This is a genomic window from Paenibacillus sp. BAC0078, from assembly GCF_054483875.1.
On sequence record NZ_JBTLRW010000009.1, the window covers coordinates 207,773 to 222,249 of the forward strand.

At 54.6% G+C, this 14,477-nt stretch carries 9 protein-coding genes; 8 read left to right on the forward strand and 1 reads right to left on the reverse strand.

What is annotated here, in order from left to right; genetic code table 11:
* Positions 1-36: 36 nt before the first annotated feature.
* The gene (locus ACX1DY_RS18415; protein WP_458965652.1) at positions 37-750 is read right to left on the reverse strand and encodes an HNH endonuclease; all 714 of its coding nucleotides are present in this window, start codon (positions 748-750) and stop codon (positions 37-39) included.
* Between the two features lie 199 nt (positions 751-949).
* On the opposite strand from ACX1DY_RS18415, the gene ACX1DY_RS18420 reads away from it, so the two are divergent.
* From ACX1DY_RS18420 to ACX1DY_RS18455, 8 genes are all read left to right on the forward strand, one after another.
* Positions 950-1,432: a hypothetical protein gene (locus ACX1DY_RS18420; protein WP_458965653.1), complete on the forward strand. Its 483-nt coding sequence runs from the start codon at positions 950-952 to the stop codon at positions 1,430-1,432.
* A gap of 53 nt (positions 1,433-1,485) precedes the next feature.
* Positions 1,486-2,505 carry a LacI family DNA-binding transcriptional regulator gene (locus tag ACX1DY_RS18425; protein WP_458965654.1) on the forward strand — a complete coding sequence of 340 codons (1,020 nt, stop codon included), beginning with the start codon at positions 1,486-1,488 and terminating at the stop codon, positions 2,503-2,505.
* Between the two features lie 75 nt (positions 2,506-2,580).
* Complete coding sequence (locus ACX1DY_RS18430) at positions 2,581-5,808, forward strand: cellobiose phosphorylase (RefSeq protein ID WP_458965655.1); 3,228 nt, start codon at positions 2,581-2,583, stop codon at positions 5,806-5,808.
* A gap of 1,023 nt (positions 5,809-6,831) precedes the next feature.
* Positions 6,832-7,785 carry an ABC transporter permease gene (locus ACX1DY_RS18435; protein ID WP_458965708.1) on the forward strand — a complete coding sequence of 318 codons (954 nt, stop codon included), beginning with the start codon at positions 6,832-6,834 and terminating at the stop codon, positions 7,783-7,785.
* Positions 7,786-7,803: 18 nt separating this feature from the next.
* Positions 7,804-8,694: a carbohydrate ABC transporter permease gene (locus ACX1DY_RS18440; RefSeq protein ID WP_458965656.1), complete on the forward strand. Its 891-nt coding sequence runs from the start codon at positions 7,804-7,806 to the stop codon at positions 8,692-8,694.
* An 85-nt stretch (positions 8,695-8,779) separates the two neighbouring features.
* Positions 8,780-10,474 carry a type 2 periplasmic-binding domain-containing protein gene (locus tag ACX1DY_RS18445; protein ID WP_458965657.1) on the forward strand — a complete coding sequence of 565 codons (1,695 nt, stop codon included), beginning with the start codon at positions 8,780-8,782 and terminating at the stop codon, positions 10,472-10,474.
* A 93-nt stretch (positions 10,475-10,567) separates the two neighbouring features.
* Entirely contained in the window at positions 10,568-12,469 is a 1,902-nt protein-coding gene (locus ACX1DY_RS18450; RefSeq protein WP_458965658.1) for a cache domain-containing sensor histidine kinase, read from the forward strand.
* Complete coding sequence (locus ACX1DY_RS18455) at positions 12,466-14,055, forward strand: response regulator (protein ID WP_458965659.1); 1,590 nt, start codon at positions 12,466-12,468, stop codon at positions 14,053-14,055. Before ACX1DY_RS18450 ends, ACX1DY_RS18455 begins: the two co-directional genes overlap by 4 nt.
* Positions 14,056-14,477 lie beyond the last annotated feature (422 nt).

Genomic DNA, 14,477 nt, shown 5'->3' on the forward strand with positions numbered 1-14,477 from the left:
CCATATGTTTGATCACTAATGTTCCGTTTCTTGGCGCTACCGCCCCATAAACTCCTCCACATATTGATCAGCCTTGGTCTGGTTGCACAGGCTGCAGGCGCAGACGCAATTGTCCGGCGTGGTGTGGCCGCCTTTGGCGCGCGGCAGCAGATGGTCGATGGTATCGCCGTACAGGCCGCAGAAGTGGCAGGTGTAATTGTCCCTGGTTAGAATGTAGGCCCGGAAATCCTTGTTGCTGTAAATGCGGCGGATCGTCCGGCGGTTCACCACCAGGGCGGCATGCTCTTTGACGAGCGTCACCGCAAGCTCAAGATCAATTTCCTGATGCCAGCGGCGGCCCTTGTCGCTGTGGCCGCGCATCAGAATCATACCTTTGGCGGATGGAACCAGGGCCGAGGCATCCTGGGGATCAGGCTTTGGTCCCCGCAGCTGCGGAGCCTTCGGGCGGGGATCGGCTGCGCGCGGACGCGTCTTACCCTTGCTCCCGGATGAGGTATGGGGCGTCTTGGCTTCCTTGAGGGCCGGGGCCCCTTTTACTTGCACCTGCATCTGGGCATTCCCGGCCTCGCGCAGCCTGCGGCATTCCCGGCAGGCGCCCCGGCGCGACTGGCCCTTGGAGCGCTTGCCCGTGCGTCTGCGGAATTCGGTGAGCGGTTTATATTGCTTGCAGTAAGCGCATTGTTTGGATAATGGCAGATTGGTATCGGTCATAAGCATATTTGGAAGGACGCATGCAGCACGCCAGTCCATTCCCTTCTTTTTATTGGTAACTTTAGTATAGCGCAAAGCGCAGGGGTTCACACAGCGGCCGGAATAAGCAGCTTGTCTCCTAATTTGTGACATCTGTCTTGGCAGGCAGGCGGGGAAACCTGTAAACTTTACTTACGAGGCTTACGGATGCGGATCATGGGACGCTCCAAGCTATCTTTTTCGAAAATGGGGGAGCAGGATGGAGAAACATAAGAAGAGGCCGGGGGCCGTCATTTGTTTGTATATTCTTCAGGCTTTTTTGGGGCTTGGAGCGATAGGGGGAGGGCTGACGCTGCTGGCTGATCCCAGCGGAGAAATGATCGGAATGCCAGCTTCTATACTGGAAAGATCTCCTTTTGTGAATTTTGCAATCCCGGGCTTGCTGCTGCTGGTGATCTTTGGCTTGCTGCCCTTGCTGGTGCTGTATGGCCTGATCAAGAAACCGCAGTGGACATGGGCGTCTGCACTGACTCCGTTCAAAACCCTGCATAGCGCGTGGTCCCTCTCCCTGTACATCGGCTTCGGGCAGATCATTTGGATCATGGTCCAGACGTATATGCTGAACGCCGTTTCTTTGATCCATATTTGCTATATGAGCCTTGGAATGCTGATACAGATTGTTACGCTGCTGCCTTCGGTGCAGAGATATTTTATGCTGGACGGCCGAGTGCAAAGGCGTTAGAATGGCAGTGAACAATAAAGGGCTTACATTTTGGCCAGCGGGAGGGAACCGGATTGACAACGATTTATGATATTGCCAAAAAAACCGGCTACTCTCCAACCACGGTATCCAAAGCGTTCAATAACTACTCCGACGTCCGGGAGAAGACACGCCAGGAGATTCTGCGGACAGCTCAAGAGATGGGATATTTGCCGAATGCGCATGCCCGTACATTGACCACCAAGAAATCATGGACGATCGGTGTGCTGTTTGTCGAAGGCTCAGGAGTGGGCATCCGCCATCCCTTTTTCAGCGCAGTTATTGAGAGCTTCAAGCAGGTTGCTGTGGCCAAGGGTTACGCCCTGATGTTTATTTCGAAGGATGTCGGCGGCAAGCAAAGCGGATATTTGGAAAATTGCCGGATTCGCGGTGTGGATGGAGTCGTTGTGTTCTTGTCGGATTATGAGGACCCGTATTTCCGGGAGCTGCTGGAGAGTGACATTCCCACAGTAATTCTGGACTATGATACGGCAGAGTCGCATACGGTCTGCTCGGATAACGTGGGAGGAGCGCAGCAGGCGGTAGAGTATCTGGCCTCCTTGGGGCACCATAGAATTGCCCATATTTCGGGGGGCGGGCACACCTATCCGGGAAGCCAGCGGGAGCTGGGCTATGCAGCGGCAATGAAGCAGCGGGGGCTTGAGGTCCGGGAGGATTACATCGTCGAGGGCGCTTTTTATTCCCGCGAGGGAGGTTATGGCGCGATGGTGCAGCTGCTTGAGCTGCCGGAGCGTCCAACCGCCGTATTCGCTGCGGGGGACTTGCTGGCGCTGGGAGCGATAATGGCCGCCAAAGACAAAGGGCTCTCCGTACCGGGCGATATTTCGGTGATGGGCTATGACGACATTGAGCTTGCCGGGTACGTTACGCCGGCGTTGACAACAGTTCGGCAGGATACGGAGCTGCTTGGCACACGGGCTGCGGAGATTCTGCTGGCTTCGATTGACGGCAATCGGGAGAAAAAGGAGAAGCTGACGCTTCCTGTGGAAGTGGTCGTGCGCGAATCCTGCGCGCCGCCGGGCGGGAATACATGAGTCCGTCTGGGAGGCGCAAATTTTTTTTGATAAAATCGAAACCGGTTTCGATTTTAATTATGAGGAGGCTATTATATGGGCAATTATTATTTTAATTCAGGTGCATTTGTGATGGAGCAGTTTCATGAGGGCAAGCCGTTCGCCAGCTTTCTGCCCGGACTTGCCGGAATGAAGGGCATTCCGATGTGGACCTTTTATGTCAATCGGGGCCAGGGGGTATGCAGCTTCGGGGTACGCGACAAAAACTCACCAATCATGGAGTTTGCACCAGCGAACATTTCTTACAAAAACGTGGCCTCGTCCGGCTTCCGCACCTTCATGAAGATCAAAGGGCTGGCGGATATCTATGAGCCGTTCCAGTCGGCACGGCCTGATTCCGCAGTGAAGCGGACGATGACGATCCTGCCAAACGGGCTGACTATTGAGGAGTCCCATACGGGGATCGGACTGAAGACAACCGTGCATTATTTCAATCTTCCGAATGACGATTATGCGGCATTGGTCCGGCGGGTGGAGCTGGAGAATACCAGCGGCGGGGAGCTTGAGCTTGAACTGCTGGACGGTCTGCCGGAGATTCTGCCTTACGGCGTAGCGAACAGCGGATACAAGGAGATGGGCAACCTGCTGCGGAGCTGGATGGAGGTCTACAATCTGGAGAACGGAATCCCGTTCTACAAGCTGCGCTCCAGTACGAATGATGATGCCCAGATTAGTGAAATCATGAACGGCCATTTCTATTTGTCCTTCACTGCAGAGGGGGATAGGCTTTCGCCGATTGTGGATTTCGAGACGGTATTCGGTGGTAATACTTCGCTGGCCTACCCGGAGCGTTTCGCTGAATTGGAGCTTGCAGAATTGCTCGCACAGCCGCAGTATCCGGTCAACAAGGTTCCCTGCGGCTTCAGCGGTACAGAGCAGACGCTTGCACCGGGAGGCAGGCTGATCCTGAACACGATCATCGGGCATGTCAGCGATATCGGCAGAATTAACCGGAGGGCGGCGGAGCTCTGCCGCGATGAATATATTACCGCCAAAATGCAGGAGGCAGCGAAGCTGACGGAAGAGCTGACAGCGGATATTGCCACCCGGACGTCCTCACCGCTGTTCGATGCCTACTGCCGGCAGTCCTATCTCGACAACCTCCTGCGCGGCGGATATCCTTTTGTCTTCGACAACGGGGGAGATGGATTTGTTGTGCATCTGTTCTCGCGCAAGCATGGCGACATGGAGCGGGACTATAACTTTTTCTCGCTGGCCCCGGAATACTATTCGCAGGGCAACGGGAATTTTCGCGATATGAATCAGAACCGGCGGAATGATGTGTTTTTCCATCCCCGGGTCGGCAGCTTCAATATCAAGATGTTCTACAGCTTGATTCAGGCGGACGGCTATAATCCGCTGAGTGTGCAGGGCACCAGCTTCGAGATTCTGCCGGACCAGAAACAGAGGCTTGCAGAGTGGATCGCTGAAGCTGCGGCGGATCATCAGGAGGAGCTTGGCAAGCTTTGCACCGCCCGCTTCACACCGGGACGCCTGATTAATTACATCGGCGATCACAATGTCTCCCTGAGGGTGAGCGAGGAGGAATTCCTTGGCGGTGTGCTGGCGCTGTCGCAGCAGAATTTTGAAGCTGCTTTCGGCGAAGGCTTCTGGTCCGACCACTGGACCTATAACCTCGATCTGGTGGAGGGTTATCTGGATGTGTATCCTGACCGCAGGCAGGAGCTGCTGTTCGGTGATGCAACCTATGCCTTCTACGACAGCCCGGCCTACGTGTTGCCGCGCAGCGAGAAATACGTGCTTAGCGGCGGCAAGGTCCGGCAATACGGCGCGCTTCTGGAGGATGAGGAGAAGCTGCACCGCTTGAAGCGGAAGGCTTCGGAGACTTGCTGGCTCCGCACCGAAGGCGGACATGGGGAGATTTACCGCACCAGCCTGTTCGTGAAGCTGCTGTCCCTGGCCTTGAACAAATTCGCCACACTGGACCCTTACGGCATGGGGGTGGAGATGGAGGGCAACAAGCCGGGCTGGAATGACGCCATGAACGGCCTGCCGGGATTATTCGGTTCAGGGATGAGCGAGACATTTGAACTGAAGCGGATGATCGTCTTTATGCTGAAGGTACTGGAGAGTGAAGAGAACAGCACCAGCGCTGCAGAGCTCCCTGCAGAAATGTCCCTGCTGCTTGAGCAGGTGCATTCCGCTGTAACGGCTGTGCTGGCAGGGGAGATGACCCAGTTCGGATACTGGGATACCGTAGCCTCGGCGCGTGAAGCTTACCGGGAGAGCATCCGCTTTGGCATCACCGGAGAGCAATGTACAGTAACTTTTGCCTTCATCCGTGAGGCACTTGGCAAATTCCTGCGCAAAATCGACTCAGGCATCGAACGGGCGGTAGAGATGGGCGGCGGTCTGGTTCCAACCTATTTCCGGTTTGAGGCGACGCGTTTTCAGGCGGTTACAGATGAGGCGGGCAATCCGGTGATAAGCGGTTACGGTCTGCCTAAGGCGGTAGTGGAGGAATTCGAGGCCTATGCCCTGCCTTATTTCCTGGAGGGGCCGACCCGCTGGCTGAAGACGCTGGACAGTCCGGTCATGGCCCGGCAAATCTATAACCGGATCAAGCAAACAGAGCTGTATGATCCGGTCACCTCAATGTACCGCACATCGGTCTCGCTGGAGCAGGAGTCCAATGAAATCGGACGGATACGTGCGTTCACGCCGGGCTGGCAGGAGCGGGAGTCGAACTTCCTGCACATGTCCTACAAATATTTGCTGGAGCTGCTGAAGGCCGGACTATACGATGAATTCTACAGTGAGATGAAGACCTCGCTCATTCCCTTCCTCGATCCGGCGGTATACGGGCGCAGCACGCTGGAGAACTCCTCTTTCATCTCCACCGGCGGCAATCCTGACCCCGGGACACATGGCAGAGGGTTCGTAGCCAGACTGAGCGGCTCCACTGCTGAGTTCCTGAGTATGTGGCGGACGATGATGGCCGGAAGCCGCATCTTCTCGGTAGCAGGCGGCGAGCTTGCATTGTCGCTTGCCCCGGCGCTGCCGGGCTGGCTGTTTGACGAGCAGGGGAATGTAACGTTCACCTTACTGGGAAACACCAAGGTAACATATTACAACCCCCGGCACCTGAATACCTATGGCCCAGACAGGGCCGTGATCCGGAGCATGACGCTGGCCTACCGTGACGGAACCGTAAGCCGGATTTCCGGAGCGCTACTGCGCGGCGAAGAGGCCGAGGCGCTGCGCCGGGGAGATATCGCCGAAATCCGGGCGGCTCTGGAATAGGAGCAGTCAGTTCGCTTCTATACCCGCTGCCCGCAATGGAATACAATGTGCAAGGTCAGAGATTTTGGTGGAATTTCTCCAACTATTCTGCCGAAATCTCCGCTTGCATGGAGCTATATTGGAATTTGTCCACCTATTTTTAGTGAAATCGGGGTTTGCGGCTTCATTCGGTCAGATTAGTGGGAGTTTTTCCAACTAAAAGCGTTATTGTAGCAACAACCCCAGAATTAGTGGTACTTTTTCCACTTCAGAGCTTGGGTCATGCTGAAACTGGATATGCCAAATGCTGCGTGCGAAAGAATGCTGCCTCTCCATGGGCAAGAAGTTCAGCATGAATCTATTTGTGGCAGGGAGAGGAGGCAAGTTTGGCGCGAGTCAATTTGTTGCTTGGGCAAGCAGGTAAATTTACGCTAGACAATTAGGCAGCAGGTGGTTAGTCGTGTTTGGCGTGAGACAACTTGTGGCCTAGGTGAGCAGGTAAGTTTACGCCATGGAATTAGGTGGCAAACGGTCAGTCGGGTTCGGCGCGAGACAATTTGTGACGAGAGCAGCAAGGTCGGGCGAGGTATGCCGAGACCAAGTCACTCCTGATAGAGGCGGCACGGAAAGGGAGGCTGAACAGGCCTCCCTTTTTTCCTGCTCCCGCCTGATTTTCTATATCTTTTGAATTTAAAGTCCACCCTGAAAGGTGGGAGTGGCGAAGGGGAAGTTTGGAACTGGAGGAGCGCCAGCGTTCGCCTTTATGTTTGGATTTCTACCGCAATCAGCGGTTCCAATCAGAGAAATCCAAACATAACAGCGGCCGGAAGTCCAAACATTCCCCGAAGTCACGGTATTCACCGATCCAGCTGCACTTTGCTTCAAACGATATAGCCGAAAAATCAGCCCCCAAATACGAAATCCCAGCCCTTACACCCACCCCCAAAAGCCTATACAATAAATACATGAAGCTGTAAGCGCTTCACTTAAAACCTGGAGGTCCATAAGATGGAGAACAAACGAAGCGCCGGTGCAAGCCCGGCGATGAAGCCGCTGCTGCCGCCACAAATCGAAACCGGTTCAGGTCCGAAAAACACACTGTGGAGGAGACTGCTGGCCCAGCGTCACCTGCAGATAATGGCGCTGCTCGGCGTGGTCTGGATGATTATTTTCAACTACATTCCGATGTACGGGCTGATCATTTCCTTCAAGGAATATAACATCGTGAAGTCGATTGCCGAAGCGCCCTGGGTGGGGCTTGAGCATTTCAGGGAGTTCCTCGATGATGAGGACCTGGTCAACGTTATCAAGAATACGCTGGGCATCAGCTTGATCAAGCTGCTGATCGGGTTCCCGCTGCCGATTATTTTCGCGCTTTTTCTAAATGAGGTCCGTTCGCTCAGGTACAAGAAGGCGATCCAGACCATTTCGTATCTGCCGCATTTTCTCTCCTGGGTCGTGCTGGGCGGAATTCTCGCCACCTGGCTGGCCGATGTCGGGATCATCAACAACATTCTGCTGTCGCTCCATCTGATTGACCAGCCGATTACTTATCTTGCAGAGCCGAGCTATTTCTGGACGATTGTCATTTCCTCGGATATTTGGAAGGAGCTTGGCTGGTCAGCGATTATCTACCTGGCGGCAATCTCCGGGGTATCCCCCGAAATGTATGAAGCCGCGACGATAGACGGGGCCGGACGGTTCCAGAAAATGTGGTTCGTCACCCTGCCGGCGATTAAATCGACGATCAGCATCCTGTTCATTCTGGCGGTCAGCGGTGTGCTGAACTCCAACTTCGACCAGATTCTGGTGCTCCGCAATTCGCTTAACGACAGCGCCAGCAACGTAATTGACTATTACATCTACTATACAGGGATTGTCTCGAACCGCTTCTCCTACTCTGCGGCGGTCACTCTGATCAAGGCGGTCATTGCGCTGATTCTGCTGCTGATTGCCAATCAGGTATCCAAAAAAATCAACGATACGTCGCTGTTCTAGGACAAGGAGGAATGATTCATGTTTGCTCTCAAACGCAAAACCAAAGGCGAAGCCCTGTTCGATATCGCCAACAATCTGATTATGCTGTGTGTCTGCTTCCTGACGCTGTACCCGATCTGGTATGTGCTGATCAACGCCTTCAATGACGGGAATGATGCGATGCTCGGCGGAATTTACTGGTGGCCGCGCGTGTTCAGCCTGAAGAATTTCGACGCAGTGTTCGCGAGTCCCGGCATTATGCAGGCTATGGGCATTACGGTAGCCAAAACCGTGCTGGGTGTGGCGGTACATGTGTTTTTCACAGCGATGGTGGCCTATGCACTATCACGCAAAGGGCTGATTGGCGGTAAATTGTATATCCTGCTCGGTACCATCACGCTGTTCTTCAACGGTGGACTCATCCCGACGTTCCTGCTGAACAGGGACCTGCACCTCTTGGATAATTTTCTGGTCTACATCATTCCGGTGATGTTCAGCTTTTTCGATCTGATTATCTTCATGACCTTCTTCCGGGAGATTCCCGAGGGGCTGGAGGAGGCGGCGCGCATTGACGGAGCGAACGACTGGTCCATCTTCCTGCGGGTTGTGCTTCCGGTATCTATGCCGGTCATTGCTACGATTGCTCTTTTTCATGGCGTGTATCAGTGGAATGATTATTTTGCCGGCATCATCTATATCAATAATCCGGATCTGCAGCCGATTCAGACTTACCTGTTCAGGGTCGTGGCGCAGTCCAGCTCCAACCAGATGATGGTAGCCGTGCAGGGCAGCAGTGTTACCAAAAGCGTAACTTCGCAGTCGATCAAGCTGGCAACAATGGTCGTTACCACACTGCCGATTGTGTTCGTCTATCCGTTCCTGCAGCGCTATTTCGTGAAGGGCATGATGATCGGCTCGATCAAGGGCTGAAGCAAGAATAACTCCTCCGGCGCCCTACATATGGGTTATGGAGTTGAGCTTATAATCTACAATCTTAGAAAAGGGGTAAATAAGCATGGGCATGAAACGTAAGCCGAAAACAATGGTGCTGCTCTTGGGGCTGATACTGGCATTCACGGTTGCGGGCTGTTCAAGCGGCAATAACGCCGGAACCAATGCCAAGGATAATACGGGGAGCGGAACGAACGCAGCGGAGACTGCCACAGCATCGGCAGAACCGACAAAAGCTGCAGTTTCAGCGGATGAGCCGGGCTGGAAAAGCGACACCTCACCGATTACGTTTGACTGGTATCTGAACTTTGCCTGGTTCCCGAATAAATGGGGCGTAGATCCAACCTCTCAATATGTAACGAAAAAAACGGGCGTAAACATCAACTTCATCGTCCCGGCAGGGAACGAGAATGAGAAGCTCAACACGCTGATCGCCTCCGGCAAGCTGCCCGACTTCATTACGCTGGGCTACTGGGAAGACGCCATTAAGAAAATGATCGAAGGCGAGCTGGTGCTGCCGCTGAACAAGCTGGCCGAAGAATATGATCCATACTTCTTCAAGGTGTCCGATGCCGACAAGCTGGGCTGGTACACGCAGCCGGACGGTAATGTGTACGGCTATCCGAACTCTTCTTCTTCACCTGCTGACTATAAAAAATACGGAGCGAACTACGTCTCCAACCAGACCTTTGTCGTCCGTAAGGATATCTATGAAGCCATTGGCAGCCCGGATATGCGCACACCGGAAGGCTTCCTGAACGCGCTGAAAATGGCAAAAGAGAAATTCCCGGAGATTAACGGCCAGCCGCTGATTCCGCTGGGTCTGCATGAGTTCACCGAGAATGGCAACGACTCCCTTGAAGGCTATATTCAGAACTTCTTGAACATCCCGTGGGAGAAGGACGGCAAGGTCTATGACCGCGAAACGGACCCAGAGTATGTGCGCTGGATGAAGACGCTCCGCCAGGCCAATCAGGATGGACTGCTGGCCAAGGATATTTTTATCGACAAACGGGCTCAAATGGAAGAAAAGATCGCTCAGGGCCGCTACTTCGCGATGCTCTATCAACGGACGGACTTCGCTTCCCAGCTCGGTACGATCTTCCAAAAGAATCCTGAACAGACCTATATCGCGGTTGACGGACCCGCCAACACCAAGCTGGACCCTCCGGCCCTGAACGGCCCCGGAATTTCCGGCTGGACGGTAACGCTGATCTCCAAGGATGTCAAGGATAAAGCGCGCGCCATTAAATTCCTCAGCTACCTGAACAGTGAGGAAGGGAACAAGGATCTTTTCCTCGGCGAAAAAGGAGTCAGCTATGATACAATTGACGGTAAAGACCAGTTTCTTCCTGAAGCCTTTGATCTGATGAACAAGGACCGTTCGGCATTTGACAAGAAATACGGCTCGTCCTTCACCTTCTGGATGCTGCAAAATACGAATATCACCGACCAGTGGGCTCCCAAATCGGTTGAGCCGTTCAAACAGCTCGAAGATTGGACCCGCGGTAAAGCCGTCAATACCTCGGAATTCCAGCAGATTGATCCTACAGGCAACTCGCCGGAGGGCATTATCGCCACGAAGCTGAAGAATCTGCGCGGCAAAACAATGCCGAAGCTGCTGATGGCATCCTCCGATGCCGAATTCGATAAGCTCTGGAGCGACTACCTGGCGAAGAAGGAAAAAGAAGGCCAGAAGACCTTTGACGACTACCGCCAGAAGAAATATGAAGAGAATAAGAAGAAGCTTGGCATGTGAATTTGCCGAAGGACCCAATTGCCCGCTAGCTGCGGGCTTTTGGGTTATTGTCTTTTTTAATTAGCCGTTCAGGTGAGGTGCAGGGTGCAAAAAGTGAGTATACACGAACGGGCAAGCGCATTATGGAATTCATTCTGTTACTGGTGGGGGCGGAGATCGCTGCAGAGCCGGCTGGTGGCGGCTTATATTTTTATCATTCTGGGCCCCTGTCTGCTGGTGTCCGTCTATTCCTACAGGGCGATCAACAATACGTATGTCCGGGATGCCGTGGACAAGAACAGCTATGTGCTGCAGATGGAGAAGCTGCATATCCTCAATCAAATCGAAGCTATGGAGCGGGCAGCGCAGATGGCGTATTCCGACAAGGCGGTGCAGAATTATCTGGTGAATGAGAGCGACCCGTCGCTTAGCGAATTGATAGATTTTAATACAACGACCTTTGTGAACATGAACCGCATTCAGATCAACAACCCGAATATTGAGCATTTGCGGCTCTACTCGGGCAGCAGGAATGTGCATGAGATCTGGCCGATTATTTTCCGGGAGGACCGGGTATCCATGGAGCCGTGGTTTCAAAAGGCCTTGGAGCTGAAGGGGCAGGAGCTGTGGTCCTTTCAGAGTGATGATCCTGATCTTATGCAACGGTATTCCGGCAATCCCCCCGAGGGACAGCCAAAGGTCTCTTTGCTGCGGGAGATCAGTATTCCTGCCGGGCATCATGTCGGAATGCTTCAGGTCGATATGCTGCTCAGCAGCTTCACGCCGAAGACCTACACCGATGTGCGCGACAACCAGTCGCAAATGTTCATTACGGGTGATGGGGTACAGTTATTTACCCGCCCGGATAACTCTTTCGTGCAGGCCCATCCGAAGCTGACCGGAGCGATTTCGAAGCGCCTGCAGAAGTACGCGGAGACCGGGGAGTGGGATGTCCACTACAAGGAGAACGGCAAATCCTTTCTGCTGATTCATACCCCGCTGGAACAGATCGGAGCATCGCTGCTGAACGTGGTGTCAATGGACAGTGTCATGGAGCGTATTTCGCATACCCGCAATCTGATTATCGGACTTAATATCGGCTTTATCTTTCTGGTTACGGCGATTGCCTATGTGCTGAATGCCTTCATTCTGAAGAATCTGCGCCGCTTGACGGAAACGATGAAAAAAGCCCGCAGGGGAGAAGCGTACACAAGCATCAGCATCCGCGGGGGCGGGGAGGTTGGCGAGCTGGCGCATCATTTCTCCAAGCTGATGAATACGATTAATACACTGGTGGCCCAGGCGGTACATAAGCAGGCGCTCTCCAAGGAGGCTGAACTTCGGACACTGCATAACCAGATTGATGCCCATTTCCTTTATAACACGCTGGAGAATATTAAAATGCTGGCGGAAATTGAGAATCAGCGGGCTATCTCCGATGCACTGACCTCGCTTGGCGGCATGATGCGCTATAACTTCAAATGGTCCGGCGAGTATGTGAAGCTGCGGGATGAAATCCGCCATATCGAAAATTACATTGAAGTGATGAATATCCGGTTTGAGCATCCGGTTATGCTGGAGCTGGGAATTGACGCCCCTTATCTGGAGCTTGAAGTGCTGAAGATGTCGCTGCAGCCGATTGTGGAGAACAGTGTGAAGCACGCCTGGTCCACCGGAGCGGAAGAGCTTGCCGAGCGGAGCATTGCCATCCGGATTTCGGAGGCGGAGGGAGATATCTTAATCGCGATCCGCGATAATGGCTGCGGGCTAACACCAGAGCGGCTATCGGAGCTGCATGAATCTATCTATGCCAAAGAGGAGCCGGGTGCGGATGCCTCCGGATTTGCAGCAGGCGGCTACAGAGGAGGAGGCATCGGACTGCGCAATGTGCATCAGCGGCTGCAGCTCTTCTACGGCGGGGCCTACGGGCTGGAGGTGCGGAGTGAAGTGGGGAAGTGGACGACGGTGTTAATGACGCTGCCTAAAGTTCTTTTGACAGGGGATCGACAGACATGAAGAAGCTGCTGATAATTGATGATGAAAAAATGATCCGCCATGGCCTGCGGGCCATGATTGAACGGGAATACCCGTCCGTATACAGCATCGCGCTTGCGGGGAACGGGGAGGAGGCGCTCGCGCTCTACCGGCAGGAACGCAGGGATATTATTATTACCGATATCCGCATGCCGGTCATGGATGGGATTACGCTGCTGGAGCGTCTGTCCGCTGAAGCGGGGCCAGGCGGTGAGGGGCCGGCCGTTGTAATCCTGAGCGGCTACGATGATTTCGAATATGCGAAAAGCGCCATCCGTTACCGCGTGAAGGACTATCTGCTGAAGCCGATCCGCCGCGAGGAGCTGTTCGGGATTCTGGAGCAGATTGGGCGGGAGTGGCGGGAGCAGGAGTCGAGCTCACGCAAGCGTGCGGAGGAGGCGGAAGGCTACCGCAGGGAGCTGCGCACTACCCGTCTGCGCGGATTGCTGCTGCAGGAGGCTGTTCAGCCTTCCCCGGAGCAGCAGGAGGAGCTGAAGCGGCTGCCGGTTCCTTTTACAGTAGGGGTGCTGAATTTCTATTATAACGACGGCTCGCGAATGAAGCCTGCGGAAGTGCAGGGGGTGGTGGAACGGCTGAGCGGCCCGCTGAAGGAACGGTTCGCGGAGATTCTGACGGACTGGGAAGGGAAGCTGGTGCTGGTCGGAAGGAGCAGGGACGATTTCAGGGAGCTGGCCGGGCTGGCTGCTTCGCGGGAGCTGGAGGGGCTGCTGATCGGCATCGGCTGCGAAGCCCGGAATCCGGCAGACTTCCACACCGGGTACCGGGAAGCCTGCCGGGCGCTGCAGTATACCTTCCTTCCGCCGCAGGCCAGCTTCATGGACTACGCGGATCTGCGGGAAGGGCGGCTGCAGTTCCCTGCGCCGGAGGAGGAGCTGCGCAAGCTGCTGAACATGCTGGGCACAGACCGCGAGAAGGAGATTAAGAGCTTACTCGGGACGATTTTTCAGCTCGATCAGCTGCAGCATTTGGATCTGGCGTATGTGGAGAGTGTGGGCCGGAGCATGAACGAACGGGTGCTGGATGAGGTGTTCCGCTTGCACGGGGAGGCCTCTGTAGAAGTGTTGAAGCTGTACCGGACGGTAGGCAATCTGTATAATTTCCGCCATTTCCACGACTATTACCGGACACTTGAGCATTTGCTCATCACAGTGAACGATTATATTATAGGAATTAGATCGGCCCACACCGAGCATGCCGATATGGAGGAAGCGCTGGCTTACATCGAGGCGAACTATGCCCGCCAACTGAATATGGCGATGGTGAGCAACCATGTGTCGCTGAATTATTCTTATTTCAGTGAGGCCTTCAAGGCCTACACTGGAGAGAGCTTTGTGCTGTATCTCAAAAGAGTCCGCATCCGCCACGCCAAATCGCTGCTCTCCGAGAACCGGATCAAGCTGGCCGGCGTCTCCGAAGCAGTCGGCTTCGAGACTAGCAAGCAGTTCACCCGTGTGTTCAAGGAGCTGGAGGGCATCGCGCCCGGCGAATACCGCGCCAAGCTCCTGCTGGAGCGGTATTCCGGGAATGTGGGGGATAAGGAATCGTAGGCCGGAGCGTGGGAGGGCGCTGCTGCTGGCTGCGAGTATGCGTCGCTGAGGTGACGATGGGCAGGGCGATGCGGCGGGAAGCGTTCAAGCATCCGAGGAGAGGTGGGGAAGCTTGACAGACCGGCTTGTGGCGCTGCCTACTGGCTTGCGGTTAGTAGGCAGCGCCACAGTTTGGCCTGTGGGTTTTGCGTATGGAGCTGCCGTCTGGTTCCGTGGCTAGACCAGACGCGGCCTGGCCTGTGGCTCGGCAAGCAGCGTCAGCATCTGGCCTATGCGGCAGATAGTGCTACCGCCTGGCTCAATGGTTAATAGGCAGCGCCGCCGCCCGGCCTGTGGCTCGGCAAGCAGCGTCAGCATCTGGCCTATGCGGCAGATAGTGCTACCGCCTGGCTCAATGGTTAATAGGCAGCGCCGCCGCCCGG